The sequence below is a fragment of the Streptomyces callyspongiae genome (assembly GCF_047200695.1).
Lineage (GTDB): Bacteria > Actinomycetota > Actinomycetes > Streptomycetales > Streptomycetaceae > Streptomyces.
The window spans coordinates 1-20,659 of record NZ_JBJZOM010000019.1 but is presented as its reverse complement, the minus strand read 5'-3'; the positions used below and the strand labels follow the sequence as shown (position 1 = coordinate 20,659).

Below are 20,659 nucleotides of genomic sequence, written 5' to 3'. Positions count from 1 at the left end.
CCGCTGCACGCCGTTCCCGTCCCACGGCGCCCGCCGGGACACGTCCCGGGCCCCCGCCTTCTCCCACGTCAGGGTACGTGCCGACGTTCCGGCGTCCCGTCACCGCCACATTCCGTTGCCCCGGCAGGACGGTGCGGAACAGGCTTCCGGTGCATCACCGAACGGAGGAGAACACCATGAAGATCCGTCAGCGGGCGGCCCGCACCCTGGCCCTGGCCACGGCGGCCGCCTCGATCGTCCTCGCCCCGGTGGCGGCAGCAGCGTCGTCCGCCGGGCAGCAGGCACAACCGGGATTCCTCGCGCCGCAGGACCTCCCCCCGCATCCGCACTCCGCCTGGTACGCCGAGCCGGCCACCGAGGGGCTCCCCGACGCCCCGACGTACTGCCTGGAGGACGTGCTGCCCACCGAGGGCGCCCACCACCGGCTGTTCCGGACCGACCTCGACACCTCCGCCGAACAGATCACCGTCCGGACGGCGGGAGTCGGGGAGGCACGTGCCCTCGCCGCCTCGGCCCGGGAGTCCGTCCGCGGCTGCGCCGCCGCCACCGAGGAGCAGGACGCGGGGGCCGAGGCGGAGTTCCGCGACTACGGGCACGTCGACGTACAGGAAGGGGCTCACGTCTACGGCATCGACACCGCCTACGACAGCGGTTCGAGCGACGCCCACCTTTTCGGAGTGGGCCGCGACGGGCGCACGGTCACCGTCGTGACCTGGGGACAGCTCGGCGATCTCTCCCAGGCTCCCGTCGAGGCGTTCCGCGGCACCACCCGCACCGCGGTCGAGAAGCTCCGCCGCTGAGGCGTCCTGCGCACACGGCCCGGTCCGCCCCCGCAGGCGGGGGCGGACCGCTCGGACCGGCGGGGCGGACCGCTCAGTCGCGCCCGCCGGTCCCCTCTCCAGCACCGTCCGCAGCGCACCGCACCGGGAGCCTCAACCACCAGGCCGTCCCCAGCGCCGTCCAGGTGCGCACCCGCACCGGCCCGCCGACCACGGCGTCCGCCCGGTAGCGGAAGTCCGGCCCCGACACCGTCACGCTGCGGGCCCGGGCGCACACGGCGTCGGAGGACATCCGGCGGCGCACCGTCACCAGCGCCGTACCGTTCCCGCCCGGCGCCACCGACACCCCGGCCACCGGACGGTCCAGGTCCGCCAGGACCGTGCCGTCCGCTTCCACCCGCAGCCGGTGCACCGCCCCGGCACCCCCGCCGACCGCCGCCACGCCACCGGCCAGGGCTCCCAGCACCGGCAGCGGCCGGGCCGCCAGCGACCGCACCAGGGAGCGGTAGCCGCGCAGCGCGGGGATCCGCTCCGCCCCGGGCCCGCCACCTTCGGCCGGGTCCGCGGCCGGCGGCACCCCGGAACCGGAGTCCTCCGGCGCCTCCCGCTGCTCCGGGACCCGGCCCTCCCGTGCCACGCCCTCGGGCGCACTCCGCGCCGGCACGCTGAGTGCACCCAGCACCACGCCGCCGCTGTCGTCGACCAGCAGGTCCATGGCCCGGTCCGTTCCGCCGAGCACCGCGCGCGACGCCTCCACCGCATCACCGGGGACACCCAGCGAGCGGGTCAGCGCGGTCGCGGACGCGGCGCCCACGGGCACCACGGAGAGCGCGCACCGGGCCAGCTCCCGCTCACGGTGCAGCACCTGCACCGCACGCAGCAGCGCACGGTCGTCACCGACGACCACCGGTCGCCGACCGCCCCGTCTGGCGAGGAACCGCGCCATCTCGGCAGGGCCGTCCGGCACGCACACCTTCGCGTCGCGTGCCCCTGCGCAGAGCACGTCCCGCGTGATCCGCACGGACTCCCCGTCCGTCGCCCTCGCGACGGGATCGATGACGACCAGCAGGTCCGGAGCCGACACGTCGTTCCTCTCTCCAGGTGTCCTCGGGCGCCCGCGCACCGCGCCGACCCCGCAGGGGCCGGGCGGCGGCCACCGGGCCGTACCCCCGGCGGGCACCCCGTACCGTGCCACCCGGCGCAGGGCCGCGGGCGTTCGCCCCCCGGCGATCCGTTCCGGTAATCTCTGGGTGCAAGAGCCCCTGTCGCTGTTGCGCCAGGGGCTTCATCTATCCGGGGTACCGGTTCCACGGCCGTCGCGAGGCGACAAGCGCCACGCACGTGGGACATGCCCCGCCCGGAAGGGGTGTACGCCTGTGCCCGCACTTGTGCTGCTCGGTGCTCAGTGGGGTGACGAGGGCAAGGGAAAGGCAACCGACCTGCTCGGCGGCTCCGTCGACTACGTGGTGCGCTACCAGGGCGGCAACAACGCAGGTCACACGGTCGTCGTGGGCGACCAGACGTACGCGCTGCACCTGCTCCCCTCCGGCATCCTGTCACCGGAGTGCACCCCCGTCATCGGCAACGGCGTCGTCGTGGACCCCGCGGTCCTGCTCTCCGAGCTGAGCGGACTGGAAGAGCGCGGCGTCGACACCTCCAAGCTGCTGCTCAGTGGTAACGCGCATCTGATCACCCCGTATCACGAGACGCTCGACAAGGTGACGGAACGCTTCCTGGGGAAGCGGAAGATCGGCACCACCGGCCGCGGCATCGGGCCGACCTACGCCGACAAGATCAACCGCGTGGGCATCCGCGTGCAGGATCTCTTCGACGAGTCGATCCTGACGCAGAAGGTCGACGCCGCGCTCGATTTCAAGAACCAGGTGCTCGCCAAGCTCTACAACCGGCGCGCCATCGTCACCGAGCAGGTCGTGGAGGAGCTGCTCGGCTACGCCGACCGGCTGCGCGGCTACGTCTGCGACACGTCGCTCGTCCTCAACGAGGCGGTCGACGCGGGCAGGGTCGTGCTGTTCGAGGGCGGCCAGGGCACGCTGCTGGACGTCGACCACGGCACGTACCCCTTCGTCACCTCCTCCAACCCGACCGCGGGCGGCGCCTGCACGGGCGCGGGCGTCGGGCCGACGAAGATCAGCCGGGTCATCGGCATCCTCAAGGCGTACACCACACGCGTCGGTGCCGGCCCGTTCCCGACGGAACTCTTCGACGCGGACGGCGAGGCACTGCGGAACATCGGCGGCGAGCGCGGCGTGACCACGGGCCGCGACCGGCGCTGCGGCTGGTTCGACGCGGTGATCGCGCGCTACGCGACGCGCGTCAACGGGCTCACCGACTTCTTCCTCACCAAGCTGGACGTGCTCACCGGATGGGAGCGCATCCCGGTCTGCGTCGCCTACGAGATCGACGGCAAGCGGGTGGAGGAGCTGCCCTACAGCCAGACCGACTTCCACCACGCCGAGCCGGTCTACGAGTACCTGCCGGGCTGGTCCCAGGACATCACCAAGGCGAAGACCTTCGCCGAGCTGCCGAAGAACGCCCAGGACTACGTGCGGGCGCTGGAGGACATGTCCGGTGCGCCGATCTCCGCCATCGGCGTGGGTCCCGGCCGCGACGAAACCATCCAGATCAACAGCTTCCTGGACTGACCGCCCGGGAACCGCGGGTGCGCCGCCGCGTCGGCGCACCCGCGCACACCCGCTGCGTCCACCGCCGCGTGCGGGTGACGAGATGGCCCCCTGTCTGCTTCGATAGGAAATGCACCACTCTCCCCCAGTTCCAGGGAGTGACCATGACTGCGCAGGAAGAGTCGCGGCGCCGGGTTCAGCAGATGCGGGCGCAGCTGCGCGACCTGTCCGAGGCGGCGGAGCGGACGCAGGATCCGGAGCAGCGGGAGCGGCTCCGCGAGAAGGCACGCCGCATGGAGAGCCGTTGCGAGCAGGAGAGCGGGATGGCAGGAGGCGACATCTACCCGCCCCTGTGACCGACCGAGGATCCGGCCCGTCGACGATCTCGCCGTGGGGGCCCGGTACCGGTGTGTCCGGTGGAGAGCCGGGGAGCGCGTGACGCGCCCCGTATCCGCGTGCAAACGGAGCGGATCGGCCGCTCAGGGGGCCGCAGGGACCTGCCCGCCCAGCGCCGCGTGGAGCCAGCCGTGGGTACGGCCGAAGGTGGGCTCCATCGCCGGTGAGAGCGCCGTGGTGAGGTGCCAGTACCGGGCGAGCACAGGAAAGTCGATGCGGGTGAGCAGCCCGTCGAGACGGTGCCGGAAGACCGGCGTGTCCGGTGTCCCGGCGCCGTGGAAGGCGGCATAGGCCGCCACGAAGCAGTCGAGCGCCTCCCCCTCGTGCGGGGGCCGCCCTGCCGCGACCTCGGCCTCGGCGAGCGAGAAGGCCTCGACGAGCCCCTCGTAGAGCACCGCCGGACGGCAGTCCGCGTCCGGCGCCGTGAAGGCGGGCAGCCGGATGTCGGGGACGCGGGCCAGGTCGGACGCGAGAGCGTGCAGGCGGGCGAAGGTGAGGGCCTGCTCCGGCGTGGGATCGGTGGGAGCGACGGGCACGATCCGCTCCAGGATCGACGACAGCAGCCGGGAGGGGATCCGGGGAGGGAGCACGCGTCGCCAGAAACGGGCCATGGGGTCCGTGCTGGGCGGGACGGGCAGCGAGCCGACCAGGCGCAGCCGGTCGGGGCGTTCCGCGGGCGGGCAGTCCCGCAGCAGGTGGAGGGCGGCCTCCTGCCAGCGCAGCGCGGACAGGCGGGACCCCACCCGACGGAGCCGGTCCGCGACGACGTCCTCCAGAGCGGTCTCGCTCTCCACGACACGGCCCACGTCCGGCACCGGCAGGTCGAGGGCGCGCAGGGAACGGATCAGCCGCAGCCGGTCGAGTGCGTCGCGGCCGTACCTGCGGTGCCCTCCGGTGCTGCGGTGCGCCTCGGGCAGCAGACCGCGGTCCGAGTAGAACCTGACCGTCTTGACCGTCACCCCCGCCCGTTCGGCGAGTTCCCCGATGCTCCACGTGCCGTTCGCCGTCACGACTTGAACCTCCCTCAGGGGGAGTTCCTACGGTACCCGCGCCGCGGGCGGACCGCGGGAGACGAGGAGGCACCCATGACGGCGTTCGTACTGGTGGGAGGCGGCTACGTCGGCGGCTGGATCTGGGAGGGGGTGAGCGCACGACTGTGGGAGGCGGGCGAGCAGGCCCACCCGGCCACGCTCACCGGCATGGGCGACCGTCGGCACCTGGCGGGGCCGGACACCGACCTGGAGACCCACATCGAGGACCTGGTGCAGCTGATCGACCACCTCGGCGCTCCGGAGGTGGTGCTGGTCGGACACTGCTACGGCATCTACCCGGTGGTCGGCGCGGCCGACCGGCGTCCGGAGCGGGTCCGGCGGATCGTGTACGTGGACGCGCCGATGCCCCAGGACGGTGCGTCGATGCTGGAACAGGCACGGGAGCAGATGCCCGACGAGGCGACGCGCGCCCGGGTGCTGGGCCTGGCCGACCGGGCGGAGGACGGGTGGCGGGTGCCCTCGCCGACCGAGGCGGAGTGGCGGGCCTGGGGCAACGTCGCCGGCATGGCGGACGACCAGGTGGCACGGCTGGCCGCGCTCTCGGGCCCGCAACCGCTGCACACCATGGACCGGCCGCTGCGGCTGACGGGAGGCTCGAAGGGAATCGCGGTCAGCGGTGTGCTGTGCACGGCGGGCCCGGGTCCCGGCATCGCCGACGTCGCCTCCCTGGTGCGCGGCATGGCCGCGGACGACGAGCGCCGCCGGGCGCTCACCGACCCGCGTACCGGCCTGTTCGAACTGGCGACGGGCCACTGGCCGATGTTCTCGGTACCCGGCGAACTGGCCGATGTCCTGCGGCGGGCGGCCGCGGGAGAAGGGCAGCGGCTGCCCGTCGGGTGAGCCGCGGAGCGGTGCGCGGGGCGCACCGCGGGGGAGTGTGGTTGTCCCGGGCCGGGGGGCGGGACAACCACACCCCCGTCAGCGGCGGCCCGTCGCGCACCCGCTCATCGGGCGGCGGCTCCGAACCACCGTGCCAGGGCCGCGTCCAGCTCCCGCTGGTCCTCACCGGCCCAGGCCACGTGGCCGTCCGGCCGCAGCAGCACGGCGGGGGCGTCCACCTCGTCGCTGTTCGCGGCGACGAGGTCGACCCGGTCCTGCCGGCCCGGGGCGCCGAGCCGGCCCGTCCCGTCGAGGAGCAGGCCGCGCCCCCGGTGCAGCAGCGCGTACAGGCGGCGGCCGTCCGGCAGGCCGACGTCCGGCATGCGGGTGCCGAGCAGGGGGTGTCCGTCGCCGAAGTCGTACCGCACCGCGAGAGCGGTGACCTTCTCGATCAGGTACCGGTTCACGTCCTCGAAGTCCATCAGTTCGGACAGCAGCCGGCGCACCGCCACCGGCCCCGGGTCGGTGGACATCAGGTGCATCTGCGCGCGGGTGTTCTCCAGCACGTCGGCAGCGACCGGGTGGCGCTCGGCGTGGTAGCTGTCCAGCAGTCCTTCCGGTGCCCAGCCCGCCACCTCGGCGGCGAGCTTCCAGCCGAGGTTGAAGGCGTCCTGGATACCGAGGTTGAGCCCCTGGCCGCCGGTAGGCGGGTGGATGTGCGCCGCGTCGCCCGCCAGCAGCACCCGCCCCACCCGGTAGCGCTCGGCGAGCCGGGTGGCGTCCCCGAAGCGGGACAGCCAACGCGGCGCGTGCACACCGAAGTCGGTGCCGGCGACGGCCCGCAGCTGCTGCCGGAACTCCTCCAAAGTGGGCGGCACCGCGCGGTCCTCGGCCACTCCCTCCGCGGGCACGACGACGCGGTGGACCCCGTTGCGGACCGGCCCCAACCCGAACCGCAGCTGTGTCTTGCGGACTTCGGCCACCACCTCGGCCACCTTCTCCGGCGGGGCGGTCACCTCCATCTCTCCGAGCAGTGTCTCGACACGGGAGGGTTCGCCGGGAAAACCGACGCCGAGCAGCCTGCGCACCGTGCTCCGCCCGCCGTCGCACCCGACGAGGTGGCGCGCTCGCAGCAGCGTGCCGTCGGCCAGTTCGGCGGTCACGCCGCCCTCGTCCTGGCTCAGTCCGGTCAGTTCGCTGCCGCGCCGGATCCCGGCCCCGAGCTCGGCGGCCCACTCGCTCAGCAGGCGGTCGGTGAGGGGTTGCGGAATGCCCAGGATGTAGCCGTGCGCGGTGTCCAACCGCTCGACGGGCGGCTTCATCATGCCGGCGAAGAGGCCGCCGAGCGGGTACGTGGTGCCGTGCTCGAGGAACCGCTCCAGCAGTCCCCGCTGGGCCATGACTTCGATGCTGCGGGCGTGCAGGCCGAGCGAGCGGACGTACGCCGCGGGCTCCGTCTCCTTCTCCAGCACCAGCACCCGCACGCCGTGCAGTCGCAATTCGCCGGCGAGCATCATCCCCGTCGGTCCACCGCCCACCACGATCACATCGGCCGTCTCGGTCGGATCGGTCGTCCCGGTGGGATTGGTCAGTTTGGTCACGAGGAGCCCGTTCGACGCAGGGAGGGATGGACCGGCCGCAGCTGCCCGCCTCCCGGGAGCCCGGGAGCCCGCGAGGAACACCCGGCGGACAGAAGCGCACACACAGGACCGATCTCTCATATCCCTGCGTTGCGGCCGTGGCCGGTCATTCTGCGACAGCAGTGGGGTCTTGCCGCAAGGCCCCCCGTGCGCTATATGTTGAGAGTGGCAGGGAGCGCTCCCTGCCCTTTTTCGTACCTGCGGACGGCTCCTCCACGCTCGTGCCGCCCTTCGCAAAAAACCCTTCGCACAGAACTGTTGGCGGCTACCGTTCCGTCATGACCCGATCACCGGACGGAACGGCGGCACGGCTGACGGGCCGGACCGGCAGCGCGCCGAACCCCAGCGCCACTGCTCAGTCCAGCGCGGAGAGCAGGACGTCGAACGCCGCACTGCCCGGCGTGAGCGGGGCGAAGTGGCCCACGCCCGGGAGCAGATGGAGGCGGGCGCCCCAGTCGTTCGCGTAGCGGCGGGAGAGTGCGACGGGCACGCTCCCGTCGGCGGTGCCGTGCAGGATCTCCACCGGAGTACGGGGGAACAACCGCATCGGGTCGGCCTCGGGCAGGCGTTCCGCCACGTGTTCCGGGCCGCCGAGGAACGCGGCCACCGCCCCCGCGCTCAGGCCCAGTTCGTGCGCCCGCGCCAGGTCCGCGACCGGTGACACGGCCAGCACCCGGGCCGACGCGGCCCGTTCGCGCCGCCACGCCGCCCAGAGCGCCAGCTGCCCGCCCGCGGAGTGGCCCAGCAGGACGTGCGGCGGGCCGCCCAGCAGGTCGAGCGCCGCCGCGACGTCGTCGGCCGTGGCCGGCCAGCCGCCACCGCCTCCGACCCGCCGGTACTCGACCAGGTCGACCGTCCACCCGCGCCGGGCCAACGCACCGGCCGCGGGCGTGAGATGGGACCGGTCGTACGCCTCCCGCCAGAAGCCGCCGTGGAGCACGGTGACGCGCGGACCGTCGTCGGGGCCGTACCGGTCGACCAGCTGCGAGGGATGCGGCCCGTACCGCAGGGTGCTGTCGGGAGCGACCGGGGGGAGGGCGGACAGCGCCGCCCACTCCCCCGCGTCGGTCCCCTGCTCCGCCGAGCCGCTCACCCGCGGCCCTCTGCCAGCACCTCCGCGAGCACCCGCGCCGCCCGCTCCGTCTCCGCGAACGAGGTGTACAGCGGCGCGAATCCGAAGCGCAGCACGTCGGGGCGCCGATGGTCGCCGACGACACCGCGCGCGATGAGCCGCTCCATCACCGATCCGGCGTCGTCGCAGGCCAGCGAGACCTGGCTGCCGCGCCGGTGGTGCTCCCGCGGCGTGACGACCCGCAGCAGCCCCGCCGGTACGTGGGCGTCGAGGCAGCGCAGGAAGAAGTCGGTCAGGGCCAGGGACTTCTCCCGGACCGCGTGGACGTCCACGCCCTCCCACACCGTCAGCGCCTCCTCCAGCGCGAGCAGCGAGAGGATGTCGGGTGTGCCGACGCGGCCGCGTGCGATGCCCTCTCCCGGTGCGTAGGAGAACGACATGGCGAACGGGTCGGCGTGCGAGGTCCAGCCGGGCAGCGGCGAGTCGAACCGGTCGGCCAGGTCAGGCCGGACGTGGAGGAAGGCCGGCGAACCGGGGCCGCCGTTGAGGTACTTGTAGGTGCACCCCACCGCGAGGTCCACCCCGTGGTCCTCCACGTCCACCGGCAGGGCGCCCGCGCTGTGGCACAGGTCCCACACCACGCGTGCGCCGACGCGGTGCGCGGCGGCCGTCGTCCCGGCCAGGTCGGCCAGTTCGCCGGTGCGGTAGTCGACATGGTTGACGAGCAGCGCGGCCGTCCCCGGACCGGCCTCGGCCGGCATCCGGCCGGCGGGCACGGCGCGCAGCGTGCAGCCCGTCATCCGCGCCGCCGACTCCGCGAGGTAGCCGTCGGTGGGGAAGGTGGTGGCGTCGACCAGGATCTCCCGGCGGTCCGCACTGTCCTGCTGCGCGAGACGCACCGCGGCGACGACGGCCTTGAAGACGTTCACGCTCGTCGAGTCGGACACCACGACGCTCCCGGGCGGGGCGCCGATGAGCGGAGCGAGGCGATCGCCGACCCGCTCGGGCGCCTCCCACCAACCGGCCTCCATCCAGGAACGGATGCGCCCTGTGCCCCACTCCTGCCGCACCACATCGGCGAGGCGTCCGGGAACCGCGGCCGGCAGTGCGCCGAGCGAGTTGCCGTCCAGGTACACGGTGTCGTCGAGAACGAACTCCGCGCGCTTCGCGCGCAGCGGGTCGGCGGCGTCCAGCGCAGCGGCCTCGGCGGCCGGTCCGGGCTGCGTCGCGGTGGGGCCGGGCACCGCGGTGGAGGTCTCAGACATGGCTGCGCGCGCTCCACAGCTCGGGGAAGACGTTCTTCGCGGCGCGCTTCTCGAGCCAGGCGACACCCGCCGAACCGCCGGTGCCCGCCTTGGAGCCCATCGCACGGCGGGTGGCGACGAGGTGGTCGTTGCGCCAGCGCCACACCAGTTCCGCGACCTCCGTCAGGGCCTCGGCGAGCCGGACGAGGTCGGATCCCTCGCGGCCCTCGGAGGCGTAGACGCGGGTCCAGACAGCCTCCACCGCGGGGTCGGGTTCGTACCGGACGGTGACGTCGCGCCGCAGTACGTGCTCGGGCACGTCCTCGCCGCGGCGGCCGAGGTAGTGCAGCACCTCGTCGTAGAGGCCGGGCTGGTGCAGGGCCTTCTCCAGTTCGGCGTGCACGCGGGGCGCGCCGCGGTGCGGCACCAGCATGGAGGCGGACTTCTCGCCGAGCAGGAACTCCAGGCGCCGGTACATGGCCGACTGGAAGCCGGAGCCCTCGCCGAGCGCGGAGCGGTAGGCGTTGAACTGCGCGGGCGTCAGGTGGGCGAGCGGTTCCCAGGAGGCGTTGAGTGCCTGCAGTTGGTACGTCGAGCGCTTCAGCGCCGCGAGCGTGCCGGTCAGGTCGTCCTCGCGCAGTGCACGCGCGGCGGTCTCCCACTCGTGGACGATGACGGTGAACCACAGCTCCATGACCTGGGTGGTGACGAGGAAGGCCATCTCCCCGGGATCGTCGGAGAGCGGGTGCTGGAGGTGGGTGAGGACGTCCGCCTGCACGTAGTCCTCGTACGGCGTGGTGCCCGCGAAGTCGAGTCCGGGGGGCTGTATGCCGTCGGTCGGGCCCTGCCGGCCGTCGTCGGACGGCTGCGGATCGGCGGGAACGCCGGTGTCGTGGGACATCTGGTGTCTCCGTAGCTCATGGCGTCCGGGTAGCGGTCCGCTCCCTCCTTCTCGGCGATGGAGCCCCGGTCCCCTCGGGCCCGTGCGTGCGGAACGCGGACCCGCACCACATCATCGCGAGCATGCCCGGCCGGGACAAGTCCTGGCCGGGCATATGCCATGACAAGCGACACGGGCGCCATGCGCCGCTTCCGCCCGCGATCTGCCGGCGGTTCGGGCAGGGCCCGGTCACAGCACTAGGACAGCGTCGAGGCAGCCGTCGGCGAGCTCTCCTTGAGGAAGGTGCTGCAGCGCTCGTACTCCTCGGTCTCCCCGATCGCCTGCGCCGCGCGGGCGAGCGCGTGCAGGGCGCGCAGGAAGCCGCGGTTCGGCTCGTGCTCGAAGGGCACCGGCCCGTGACCCTTCCAGCCGTTGCGCCGCAGCGCGTCCAGGCCACGGTGGTACCCGGTGCGGGCGTAGGCGTACGACTCCACGGTCCGGCCGGCGGTGAAGGCGTCGTCGGCGAGCTGCGCCCAGGCCAGCGAGGACGTGGGGTGCTTCGCCGCGACATCGGCGGGGGCGGTTCCCGAGGCGAGCAGCTCACGCGGCTCGGGGTCGTCCGGCAGGTGGGTCGGGGGCGGACCCCCGAGCAGGTTCTCGTGCAGCGTCATGTCTCCAGTCTGCCTTTCTTCCGGGTTGGCACGGACAGGGCCACGCAGCGCACAGGCCCCGGCACCGTCGGTACCGGGGCCTGCCCGTGCGCGCGGTGGCGGCGCGGACGCGCCGCCACCGACGGATCACTTCAGGCGGGTGCCGGTGGACCGCAGGGCGGTGCAGGCCTGCTGCACCCGTTCGGCCATGGACTTCTCTGCAGCCTTGCCCCAGCTGCGCGGGTCGTAGACCTTCTTGTTGCCGACCTCGCCGTCGACCTTCAGCACACCGTCGTAGTTGCGGAACATGTGGTCGGCGACGGGGCGGGTGAACGCGTACTGGGTGTCGGTGTCGAGGTTCATCTTCACAACACCGTTCTCCAGCGCGGTGGCGATCTCCTCGTCGGTGGAGCCCGAACCACCGTGGAAGACGAAGTCGAACGGGTTCTCCTTGCCGAACCGGGCCCCCACGCCGTCCTGCAGGTCGCGCAGCAGCTCGGGGCGGAGCACGACGTTGCCGGGCTTGTACACGCCGTGCACGTTGCCGAAGGAGGCGGCGAGCAGGTAGCGGCCCTTCTCGCCCAGTCCGAGCGCTTCCGCGGTGCGGACCGCGTCGTCGACCGTCGTGTACAGCTCGTCGTTGATCTCGTGGCTGACGCCGTCCTCCTCACCGCCGGTCGGGGTGATCTCGACCTCGAGGATGATCCTGGCGGCGGCGGTGGCGGCGAGCAGCTCCGCCCCGATCTCCAGGTTGTCCTTCAGGTTCTCGGCCGAGCCGTCCCACATGTGGGACTGGAAGAGCGGGTTGCGGCCCGCGGCGACGCGCTCCTTGGAGATCTCGACCAGGGGGCGGACGTAGCCGTCCAGCTTCCCCTTCGGGCAGTGGTCGGTGTGCAGGGCGATGTTGACCGGGTACTTCTCCGCCACGATATGCGCGAACTCGGCCAGCGCCACGGCGCCCGTCACCATGTCCTTGTCGTACTGGCCGCCCAGGAACTCCGCACCACCGGTGGAGATCTGGATGATGCCGTCGCTCTCCGCCTCGGCGAAACCGCGCAGCGCGGCGTGCAGGGTCTGCGACGAGGTGACGTTGATGGCCGGGTAGGCGAACCTGCCTGCCTTCGCCCGGTCGAGCATCTCGTTGTAGATCTCGGGGGTTGCGATGGGCATCTGTCCGCTCCTTGTGGTGTGCGTTGTGCGGGGCCGCGCGCTCCGCGGTCGGGGAGCGGAGCCGGGCTCTGCCGGGCAGCGACGTCATCGTCGTCCCCATCCTTTCAGACCCGCCCCCGCCGCCCGGCCCCTGCCGGGGCCCGGCACGCGGGGCGGGTCGATACCACGGTTCCACGTGAAACGCGGGCACGGCAGGGCACGGCAGGGCACGGCAGGGCACTGCGACGGCGACGGGCCCGGGGACGGGCTCAGGCCAGACCGAGGTCCGCCAGGTCGAACACGTGGACGTAGGGCAGTCCGGCCTCGGCGATCGCGGAGGCCGCGGACCGTTCGACGAGGGTCGCCACCCCGACGACCTCCGCGCCGGCCTCGCGCGCCGCCTCGACGGCGGTCAGCGGGGAGCCGCCGGTCGTCGAGGTGTCCTCGACCACCAGCACCCGCCGGCCCGCGATGTCCGGGCCCTCGATGCGCCGCTGCAGGCCGTGCGCCTTGCCCTTCTTGCGCACCACGAAGGCGTCGAGGGCCCGTCCGCGTGCGGCGGCGGCGTGGAGCATCGCGCCGGCGACCGGATCGGCGCCGAGCGTCAGACCGCCGACGGCGTCGTAGTCGAGGTGGGCGGTCGCGTCGAGCATCGCGCGACCCGCGAGAGGGGCGGCCTCGCCGTCCAGCGTGATCCGCCGCAGGTCGACGTAGAAGTCCGCCTCCGCTCCGGAGGAGAGGGTCACCCTGCCGTGCACCACGGCCTTGTCCCTGATCTGTTCCAGCAGTGCCGCACGCGTGTCGTCCATGGCACCGCACCCTATGCCAGCCGGGGTGCCGCACGGCCGCGCGGTAGGGACAGCCTCATCCGGCGAGGTGCCGCCAGTTCCAGGTGGTGGAGACCTCCAACGGCTCGATCGGTGTGACGAAGCGGGGAAGGGTGTTCAGACCGTCGGGCGGGCCGGTCTGCGGCTCGAGGCACACCGTGTCCGGCTGCTCGTCGTAGACGACGAGCCATTCGGCCCGGCTGGTGACGGCGACCTCGAGCTCCCCCGGCCAGGTGAGGGTGGCGTCGACGCCGTGCGGCATCCCGAAGCAGTCGTCCCACGGACCGTTCGTCGGCTCGATGCACCGCCCGGTGGGAAGGTGGTCCTCGCCCCGCTCCTCCTGCCACTCCGGCGCGAAGTCCAGCCGTGCCGGAGCCCCGCCGTCGCGGAGTGTCCTGCGGAACCAGGGGTGCCATCCGGCCTGGGCCGGAAAGGACTCACCGGCGGTCTCCACTCCGAGGGTCAGCGTGATCCCGGTGCCATCGGCGGCAAGCTCCACCAACTGGGTCACCCGCCCCTCCCAGGGCCACGGTTCCGTCAGGTCCACGGTGAAGGCGGCGGAGCGCTCGTCCACCCGTACGGTCCGCCAGGCGGCGTCGCGCACCGTGCCGTGCAGGGCGTGCGGCCCCTGCTCCCAGCTCCCTCGGCCCTCCCGATCGGTACCGTTCCCGGAGGGCGGGACGGGAAGCTGGTAGACGTCGCCGCCGTTGCGGAACCGTCCGTGGTCGACGCGACCGCACCACGGAGCCATGACGAAGGCACCGCGCCCGGCTCCCCGCTCCAGCAGTTCGGTGCCGCGCGTGCTGAGGGACGCCAGTCGGCACCCGCGATCCGGCTCGACGACGGCGACGGCGTCGCCCGCGCGCAGCGTCACCGCGGCCGCCGATTCCCTGGGGCTTCGAGTCATGACCCGACCCTAGGCCAGGGTGCCACCGGCTCGTCACGGGCCGGGCACGTCGGCGCTGTCGCGTGCGGCTCGGCCGAAGAGCGTGTTCGGCGAACGCAGGCCGGGTCGCCGGCAGCACCCGGCCTGCGGCGGCGAGTGTCGCGAGTGCGACGTCAGCGGCGTCGGCGCAGCACCCTGGTCAGGACGACCGCTCCGGCGAGCGCCGCCGCTGCGGCGGGCCCGGCCCACCGCAGCGCGGCCGGTGCGGACGGTGTCTGCGGCGGCGGCACCGGGGCGTACCGGCCCCGCGGCGGCGCGTGGTCGACCTCCTCCGCGCTCCTCCCGATCATGGTGCGCCGGGCGTGGGCGGCCTCGGCGGTGGCGGCGTCTTCCTCGGCGGGCTCGTCCTCGCCGGTGAAGGGGTCCAGGGAGGACGGAGGAACATCCGTCCCGAAGAGACCGCCGCTCGCCTCCTCGGGCGACGGTTCGGGAGCCGGTTCTCCGGCGTCGTCCGCCGCGGGGACGGTCGGTTCGGCGTCGGCGGCCGGTTCCGCCTCGGCGCCGCACTCGTCCTCCGAGGGGCGTGCGGCGTCCCGCTCGCCCTTCTCCGGGTTGGGGATGCCGGGGATGGCGCGGTCGTTGTCGTCCGGCTCGCCCAGGCCGGCGGCCTGCCGTGCCTCGCGGCCCGCCGTGCCCGGTCCGCGGCCGGAGGGTTCCGTGCCGTCCGCGGGGTCATCGCTCGGCTCCGGGGCGGAGGCGTCCTCGCGAAGGCTCTCGGCGAGGGAAACGCAGAAACGGTCCAGCAGACGGCGGCCCGCGCCGGCGGCGGTCTTCTCCTCGTGGTCGGCGATCCGCCCCGTGCCGGTGATCGTCGCGGAACAGGTCAGCCGGGTGCCCTCGCCGTCCGCCGCGACCCGGGGGACCAGTTTCAGCGACAGCGTCACCGATCCGGTGCCGCGCGCCTCGGTGCCGGACCCTTCGATCAGGAATCCGTCGCCCTGCGGAACCAGCGTCGCGCTGCCGCGGTAGGTGATCGTCGATCCCCCGAGGCGGACCCGCAGCCGGCCGTCGAGCCCGTCGCCGACCGCGTCGAGCCGGAGGCCGGGCACGCAGGAGGCCACCCGCTCCCGGTCGGCGAGTACCTCGCGGACCGGGCCGACGGGGAACGGAACGTAGACCTCGTGCTCCATGTCCCGGAGCCTACCCATCTCGTCCCGATCGAGTGACACGCGCGACGGAAACCACGCGGGCCGTCACCCGACCGTGCCCGTGGTGTCACGCCACGGACTCAGCGGCCGTAGCGGGGATGCATCAGCGTGGAGGGCGGCAGTTCCGGCATGCGCTGCCCCGCGCCCCGGTCGACGCCCTCGGCCGCCGGCTGCCGGCGGAGCAGCCCGCCTCCCGGCCTGCCGGGCCCCGGCACCGCGTGCACCGCCGGCGGCACGCCGCTCCTTCCGGCGAGCACGAAACCCCACGCACCGGCGCCGGGCTGCCCGCGGCCGGGCGGCTCCCCTTTCCCTGCCGCGACAGGTTCGTCGGACGTCCGGTCCCGCGAGGCGTGTCCGACGCCGCCCTCCGGGACGCGCCCGTCGACGGAGTAGGGCGTGCTCGTGAGTCCGACGGCCCGCACGGTGGCGTCGACCGTCCAGAAGTCGCGGGGGTGCTCGTCGGGCGGCCCCGCGTACAACGCGATCCTGCCGCGGGGCGAGAGGGCCCGCCCGAGCAGTCCGTAGAACTCCTCCGAGTAGTAGCGGGTCACGTCCGCCTCGCCCGGGGCCGGGAGGTCGGCGATGATCACGTCGTAGGGCTCGGCGTCCGGAGCGCGGCTGCGCAGCCGGGGGAAGGCGTCCGCGGTGACCACGCGTACCCGGGGGTCGGCGAACGCGTCGCCGTTCATCCGCCGCAGCAGCGGATCGGAGCGGGCCAGGTCGACCACGCCCGGGTTCTGCACGAGCACCGTGACCGACCGCACTCCGTGGAACTGCAGCACCTCGCGCAGCGCGAGGCCGTCACCGTCGCCGATCAGCAGCACCCGCCTGCGCGGCCCGCTGGCGAACGCCGGGTGCACCAGTGCCTCGTGGTACCGCTCCTCGTCGGCCGAGGAGACGCGCAGGCGGCCGTCCACGAAGAGCCGGACCGCACGGGTGCCGGCGGAACCGCGCTCGGGGAACGGAGGCCCGGTCAGCACCAGTTGCTGCCCGTCGGCGTCGACGGCGACGCGCACGTCGGCGCCGTACAGCGCCTGCCGCGCCGCCTGCTCGAACGGGTCGACCATCGCGGCCGCCACGGCGAGCGCGGTGCACACGGCGCAGGCCGTCACCATCAGGCTGCAGCGCACGCGGCACTCCAGGTCGTTGCGGAAGAGCCACAGCACGACCACGCCCCCCGCCAGGGCGTTGACCACGCCGGTGATCAACGCGCCGGTCAGCTGGCCGAAGAACGGCAGCAGCAGAAAGGGGAAGGCCAGGCCGCCGGCCAGGGCACCGACGTAGTCGGCGGCGAACAGGTCCGCGAGGGCCCCGCCCGGGTCCTGCCGGCGAATGCGCTGGATGAGGGTCATCAGGAGCGGCATCTCGGCCCCGATGAGGATGCCGATGGCCATCGCGAAGGCCACCAGGACCACGCGGGAGACGCCGAACCAGGCGAAGCTCGCGTGCAGCGCCATCGCGGAACCGCCGCCGATGAGGGCGAGGAGGATCTCGATGGCTCCGAATCCCACTGCTGCACGGCAGCGGAGGTGCTTGGCGAGCAGCGAACCGACGCCCATGGCGAAGACCATGACCGACAGCACGATCGAGGCCTGGGTGACGGGATCCCCGATCAGGTACGAGGCCAGCGCGACGAGTTCCAGCTCGTACACCAGCCCGCACGCGGCGCAGACGAACACACAGACCAGCACCACGGACCGGCCGACGACGGCCGGTACGGGCAGCCGGGGGCCGGAAGCGGTCGTATCGGTCATGCCACGACGCTACGTGACGGAATCTGTCGCTTCTGTCACCCACACGTGTGCTCTCGCGGAGCAAGTCCGTTCGCACCGGGCCCGTTTCGGGCCTTCCTGGGGTACCTGGAGTCCTTTTCGGGCTCGTTTGCGCCCACTTTGCGCTGTTCCGGCCTGCCTCGAGCCCGTTCCGGATCCGTTCGGGTCCGTCACGGGCCCACCGGGCTCAGAGCAGAGCCTCCTCGCGGAGGTGCGCGGCGGCCTCATCGGGTCGCCCGGACCCATCGGCCGGCGCGCACAGCCCGACCCGGGTCCGGGTCGAGACCAGACTGCCCTCCTGCGGGTAGGAGTGCCAGGTGCGCCAGTGGATCTGCTCGCCCTGGCGCTGCACGAGCAGCGCGGTGAAGGCGTGCCGACTCCCCGGGTAGAGGCCCGCCAGTCCCTGCGGATGCTCGGCCACCAGAGCGATCAGCTCCTGGGCCCGACCCACGAAGGAACCGGGCGAGAGGCTCTCCACGCGGGAGGCGAACTCGTAATCCCATGCATCCAGTTGCCTGGACACTCCGACAGGCAGCGGAGCGCTGCTGCCGGGAAGGCAGGCCACGGTCTCCGAGCACGATGCGTGACCGTCCTCCACGATCACTTGGTGCGAAGCACCGAGCAGTCTCAACTCCACTCGCGCGGAACCGAGTTCGAGGCCAAGCGTCGCCAGCGCGGGCAACGGTTCGCGACCGACCGCCCAGGCGAGGTCGCCGGCTCGAGTGTCGCTGTATGCGGTCTTGAGGGTGGTGAGCATGAGTCCGCTCCGCACGACGCAGTCGAGTGGTAAGGGGGGTGGCGCATTCACCGAATCACGGAACTCGCCGCGGACACAGCGTTTTTGCCCATCCGTGTCCGGTTTCCATCCGCTCGGGGGCCGTGGTGGTCAACTGTTCAACTCTCCCCATCGGGCGTGGCACGCCTCAGTCGCCCCCGCCACCGTCGGAACCGCCGCTGTCGGAACCGCCGCTGTCGGAACCACCGCTGTCGGAACCACCGCTGTCGGAATCACCGCTGTCGTGCCCGCCGCCGTCGTGGAGGAAGTCGCCCGAGCCGTACGAGGCACCCCGCGCCGACCGCCCACCACGGCCGCTTCGCGACCACAACGTCGCGACTACGGCCACCAGCGCCAGAAGCGCCACCACCGCCGCCACCGCACCACTGTTCATCAAGTTCCCCCTTTCGCGGCGGCCCGCCCTGCCGGGTGTTCCCGGCCGCCGCCGCACGTACCTGCGTATCACCACTGCGGTCCCGCGCCACACCCGAGTTGAGCAAATCCAGAGGTCGGACCCGGGCCGTCCCCGCCGCCGCACCGGTTCCGGCGGGTTGAGGACGGCGGTGACGTGCCACAGGATGGACCGCATGACAGCCACCGGACGTCCGCTGCTCAACCGCCGCCTCGCCGAGTTCGGCACGACGATCTTCGCGGAGATGTCCGCGCTCGCCGTGCGCACCGGAGCGATCAACCTCGGCCAGGGATTCCCGGACGCCGACGGCCCGGAGGAGGTGCGGGAGGCCGCGGTGCGGGCACTGCGCGACGGCCGGGGCAACCAGTACCCGCCCGGTCCCGGGGTTCCCGAGCTGCGCCGGGCCGTCGCCGCCCATCAGGAGCGCTTCTACGGCCATCTCGGCCTGAGCTGCGACCCGGACCGGGAGGTGCTGGTCACGGCGGGCGCGACCGAGGCGATCGCCGCCTCGCTGCTCGGCCTGGTCGAACCGGGCGACGAGGTCGTCGCTCTGGAGCCGTACTACGACTCGTACGCGGCAAGTATCGCGATGGCGGGCGGTACGAGGGTGCCGGTGACGCTCCGGCCGGGGGCCGACGGTGCGTTCCACCTGGATCTCGACGAGCTGCGCGATGCGGTGACCGACCGCACCCGGCTGCTGCTGCTCAACAGCCCGCACAATCCGACGGGGACCGTGCTGCGGCGGGAGGAGCTCGCCGCCGTGGCCGAACTGTGCTGCGAGCGGGACCTGCTGGTGGTCACGGACGAGGTGTACGAGCACCTGGTCTTCGACGGGGAGCACCTGCCGCTCGCCTCCTTCCCCGGGATGCGGGACCGCACGGTGAGCATCTCGAGCGCGGGCAAGACCTTTTCGTTCACGGGCTGGAAGGTCGGTTGGGTGACCGCCGCGCCCGAACTGCTGGCCGCGGTGCGCTCGGCGAAGCAGTACCTGACCTTCGTCTCCGCGGGCCCCTTCCAGTACGCCGTGGCGGAGGCCCTGGCGCTGCCGGACTCCTACTACGAGGAGCTGCGGGAGGACTTGCGGGGCAAGCGCGACCTGCTGGCGCGGGGGCTGGCCGATGCGGGGTTCTCGGTGATGCGTCCGGCGGGGACCTACTTCGTCACCGCCGACATCCGGCCGCTGGGCGAGAAGAGCGGCCTGGACTTCTGCCTCGCGCTCCCCGAACGCTGCGGCGTGGTCGCCGTCCCGACCCAGGTCTTCTACGACCACGAGGACGCGGGCGCGCCGTACGTCCGCTTCGCGTTCTGCAAGCAGCGGGACGTCCTGACGGAGGCGGCGGACCGGCTGAGGGCCGCGGCCTGAGCGGTGTCCCAGGGGACCGGTCGTCCGTCGGCGTCCGGGCCGTGGCAACCGCAATCGCGACCGTCCGCTGAGGCGACACCTGCCCACTGCGGGGGAATCGGACGCAGAACACCCAGCCGCCACACACCCGGTGAATCGGGCAGCCGCACGGCTGCCCGGCACAACTTTTGACGATTAATTTGCTGGTCACCGGAACGTCGACGACCACGTCACCTTCCGGCCCGTCTGACGTGGCGTCTTATTGGCACGCACGGGCGGATGTTCGGCATGCGGACGCGGCCGACTGCTCCAAACATCGGACCCGTTGCTTCCGCACTCGTGACATGTACTCGTCTCCGTGGCAGCGTGCCGTCCCATGCCGAGCATCCGTTCGGCGTCCTTACGGTTCTGCCCGGGGGTCCCCCAACCTCCGGCCGCATGCAGAGGAGTCATCGCATGAGACTCAGCTCCACCAAGCACCGGATATCCGCGCTGGCCGCCACCGCCGCGTTCGTCGTCGCGGGCGTCACCGCGGGAACCGCAGGCGCCGCCCCGGCCGATCAGGGCCCCGACATGGGCGCACTGCCCGCGACGCTCACCCCGTCCGCGCACGCCCAGCTGCTCAAGGCGGCGGACAGCCCCCAGGCGAAGGCGCGGACGGCGAAGTCCCTCGGCCTCGGCGCGAAGCAGGGCCTCGAGGTCAAGGACGTCGTGAAGAACCGCGACGGCTCCACCCACGTGCGCTACGAGCGGACCTACGCCGGCCTCCCCGTCCTCGGCGGCGACCTCATCGTCCACCGCAACGCCGCCGGCAAGCAGACGGGCGTCACCAAGGGTGTCCAGGCAGCGATCAAGCTCGCCACGACGGACGCGCCGAAGGCGAACAAGCCCGCCATGGCCAGGGCCGAGGGCAGCACCGCCCCCCGCAAGGTGGTCTGGGCCGCGGACGGCAACCCGACCCTGGCCTGGGAGCGCGTGATCGGCGGCGTGCAGGCCGACGGTGCCACCCCGAACGAGCTCCACGTCATCACCGACGCCGCCACCGGCGAGAAGCTCTACGAGTACCAGGCCGTGCACAACGGCACCGGCAACAGCATGTATGTCGGCCAGGTGG

Annotated in this window: 19 protein-coding genes and 1 pseudogene; 6 read left to right on the top strand and 14 right to left on the bottom strand. The window is 73.0% G+C overall.

What is annotated here, in order from left to right:
- The first annotated feature begins 176 nt into the window (after positions 1-176).
- Positions 177-800, top strand: a complete 624-nt coding sequence (locus ACL06G_RS18010) for a hypothetical protein (protein ID WP_412787141.1) — start codon at positions 177-179, stop codon at positions 798-800.
- A 73-nt stretch (positions 801-873) separates the two neighbouring features.
- On the opposite strand, the gene ACL06G_RS18005 is transcribed toward ACL06G_RS18010, so the two are convergent.
- On the bottom strand, positions 874-1,863 hold the full coding sequence (locus ACL06G_RS18005; RefSeq protein WP_412787140.1) for a diacylglycerol kinase family protein: 990 nt from the start codon (positions 1,861-1,863) through the stop codon (positions 874-876).
- Positions 1,864-2,155: 292 nt separating this feature from the next.
- On the opposite strand from ACL06G_RS18005, the gene ACL06G_RS18000 reads away from it, so the two are divergent.
- The gene (locus ACL06G_RS18000) at positions 2,156-3,442 is read left to right on the top strand and encodes an adenylosuccinate synthase (protein WP_412787139.1); all 1,287 of its coding nucleotides are present in this window, start codon (positions 2,156-2,158) and stop codon (positions 3,440-3,442) included.
- 143 nt (positions 3,443-3,585) lie between these two features.
- Positions 3,586-3,777, top strand: a complete 192-nt coding sequence (locus tag ACL06G_RS17995) for a DUF6381 family protein (RefSeq protein WP_412787138.1) — start codon at positions 3,586-3,588, stop codon at positions 3,775-3,777.
- Between the two features lie 123 nt (positions 3,778-3,900).
- Here ACL06G_RS17995 and ACL06G_RS17990 read toward each other — a convergent pair whose 3' ends face one another.
- Entirely contained in the window at positions 3,901-4,827 is a 927-nt protein-coding gene (locus ACL06G_RS17990; protein ID WP_412787137.1) for a helix-turn-helix domain-containing protein, read from the bottom strand.
- A 75-nt stretch (positions 4,828-4,902) separates the two neighbouring features.
- Here ACL06G_RS17990 and ACL06G_RS17985 point away from each other — a divergent pair, with 75 nt between their 5' ends.
- Positions 4,903-5,709 (top strand): alpha/beta fold hydrolase, encoded by an 807-nt coding sequence (locus ACL06G_RS17985; protein WP_412787136.1) that lies wholly within the window; start codon positions 4,903-4,905, stop codon positions 5,707-5,709.
- A gap of 104 nt (positions 5,710-5,813) precedes the next feature.
- On the opposite strand, the gene rox is transcribed toward ACL06G_RS17985, so the two are convergent.
- From rox to ACL06G_RS17925, 12 genes are all read right to left on the bottom strand, one after another.
- On the bottom strand, positions 5,814-7,289 hold the full coding sequence (rox, locus tag ACL06G_RS17980) for a rifampin monooxygenase (RefSeq protein ID WP_412787135.1): 1,476 nt from the start codon (positions 7,287-7,289) through the stop codon (positions 5,814-5,816).
- Between the two features lie 394 nt (positions 7,290-7,683).
- Complete coding sequence (locus ACL06G_RS17975; RefSeq protein WP_412836317.1) at positions 7,684-8,421, bottom strand: alpha/beta hydrolase family protein; 738 nt, start codon at positions 8,419-8,421, stop codon at positions 7,684-7,686.
- Positions 8,418-9,665 carry a kynureninase gene (gene kynU / locus ACL06G_RS17970; RefSeq protein WP_412836316.1) on the bottom strand — a complete coding sequence of 416 codons (1,248 nt, stop codon included), beginning with the start codon at positions 9,663-9,665 and terminating at the stop codon, positions 8,418-8,420. Before kynU ends, ACL06G_RS17975 begins: the two co-directional genes overlap by 4 nt.
- Positions 9,658-10,545 (bottom strand): tryptophan 2,3-dioxygenase family protein, encoded by an 888-nt coding sequence (locus ACL06G_RS17965; RefSeq protein WP_412787132.1) that lies wholly within the window; start codon positions 10,543-10,545, stop codon positions 9,658-9,660. The genes kynU and ACL06G_RS17965 overlap by 8 nt, the downstream gene beginning before the upstream one ends.
- A gap of 236 nt (positions 10,546-10,781) precedes the next feature.
- Positions 10,782-11,195: a DUF3151 domain-containing protein gene (locus ACL06G_RS17960; protein WP_412787131.1), complete on the bottom strand. Its 414-nt coding sequence runs from the start codon at positions 11,193-11,195 to the stop codon at positions 10,782-10,784.
- Positions 11,196-11,321: 126 nt separating this feature from the next.
- Positions 11,322-12,344, bottom strand: a complete 1,023-nt coding sequence (gene fbaA, locus ACL06G_RS17955) for a class II fructose-bisphosphate aldolase (protein ID WP_412787130.1) — start codon at positions 12,342-12,344, stop codon at positions 11,322-11,324.
- A gap of 248 nt (positions 12,345-12,592) precedes the next feature.
- Positions 12,593-13,132: an orotate phosphoribosyltransferase gene (pyrE, locus tag ACL06G_RS17950; protein WP_412787129.1), complete on the bottom strand. Its 540-nt coding sequence runs from the start codon at positions 13,130-13,132 to the stop codon at positions 12,593-12,595.
- A gap of 55 nt (positions 13,133-13,187) precedes the next feature.
- Positions 13,188-14,057, bottom strand: a complete 870-nt coding sequence (locus ACL06G_RS17945) for an aldose epimerase family protein (protein ID WP_412836315.1) — start codon at positions 14,055-14,057, stop codon at positions 13,188-13,190.
- Positions 14,058-14,209: 152 nt separating this feature from the next.
- Positions 14,210-15,226, bottom strand: coding sequence for an SRPBCC family protein (locus ACL06G_RS17940; RefSeq protein WP_412836314.1), 1,017 nt, complete (start codon positions 15,224-15,226; stop codon positions 14,210-14,212).
- Between the two features lie 98 nt (positions 15,227-15,324).
- Positions 15,325-16,998 (bottom strand): polyamine aminopropyltransferase, encoded by a 1,674-nt coding sequence (locus ACL06G_RS17935; RefSeq protein ID WP_412787126.1) that lies wholly within the window; start codon positions 16,996-16,998, stop codon positions 15,325-15,327.
- A 205-nt stretch (positions 16,999-17,203) separates the two neighbouring features.
- Positions 17,204-17,773, bottom strand: a complete 570-nt coding sequence (locus ACL06G_RS17930; protein ID WP_412787125.1) for a DUF2617 family protein — start codon at positions 17,771-17,773, stop codon at positions 17,204-17,206.
- 166 nt (positions 17,774-17,939) lie between these two features.
- Positions 17,940-18,185 (bottom strand): hypothetical protein, encoded by a 246-nt coding sequence (locus tag ACL06G_RS17925; protein WP_412836313.1) that lies wholly within the window; start codon positions 18,183-18,185, stop codon positions 17,940-17,942.
- A 193-nt stretch (positions 18,186-18,378) separates the two neighbouring features.
- On the opposite strand from ACL06G_RS17925, the gene ACL06G_RS17920 reads away from it, so the two are divergent.
- Complete coding sequence (locus ACL06G_RS17920) at positions 18,379-19,566, top strand: pyridoxal phosphate-dependent aminotransferase (protein WP_412787123.1); 1,188 nt, start codon at positions 18,379-18,381, stop codon at positions 19,564-19,566.
- Between the two features lie 435 nt (positions 19,567-20,001).
- Positions 20,002-20,659, top strand: a pseudogene (locus tag ACL06G_RS17915) (M4 family metallopeptidase); the annotation flags it as partial.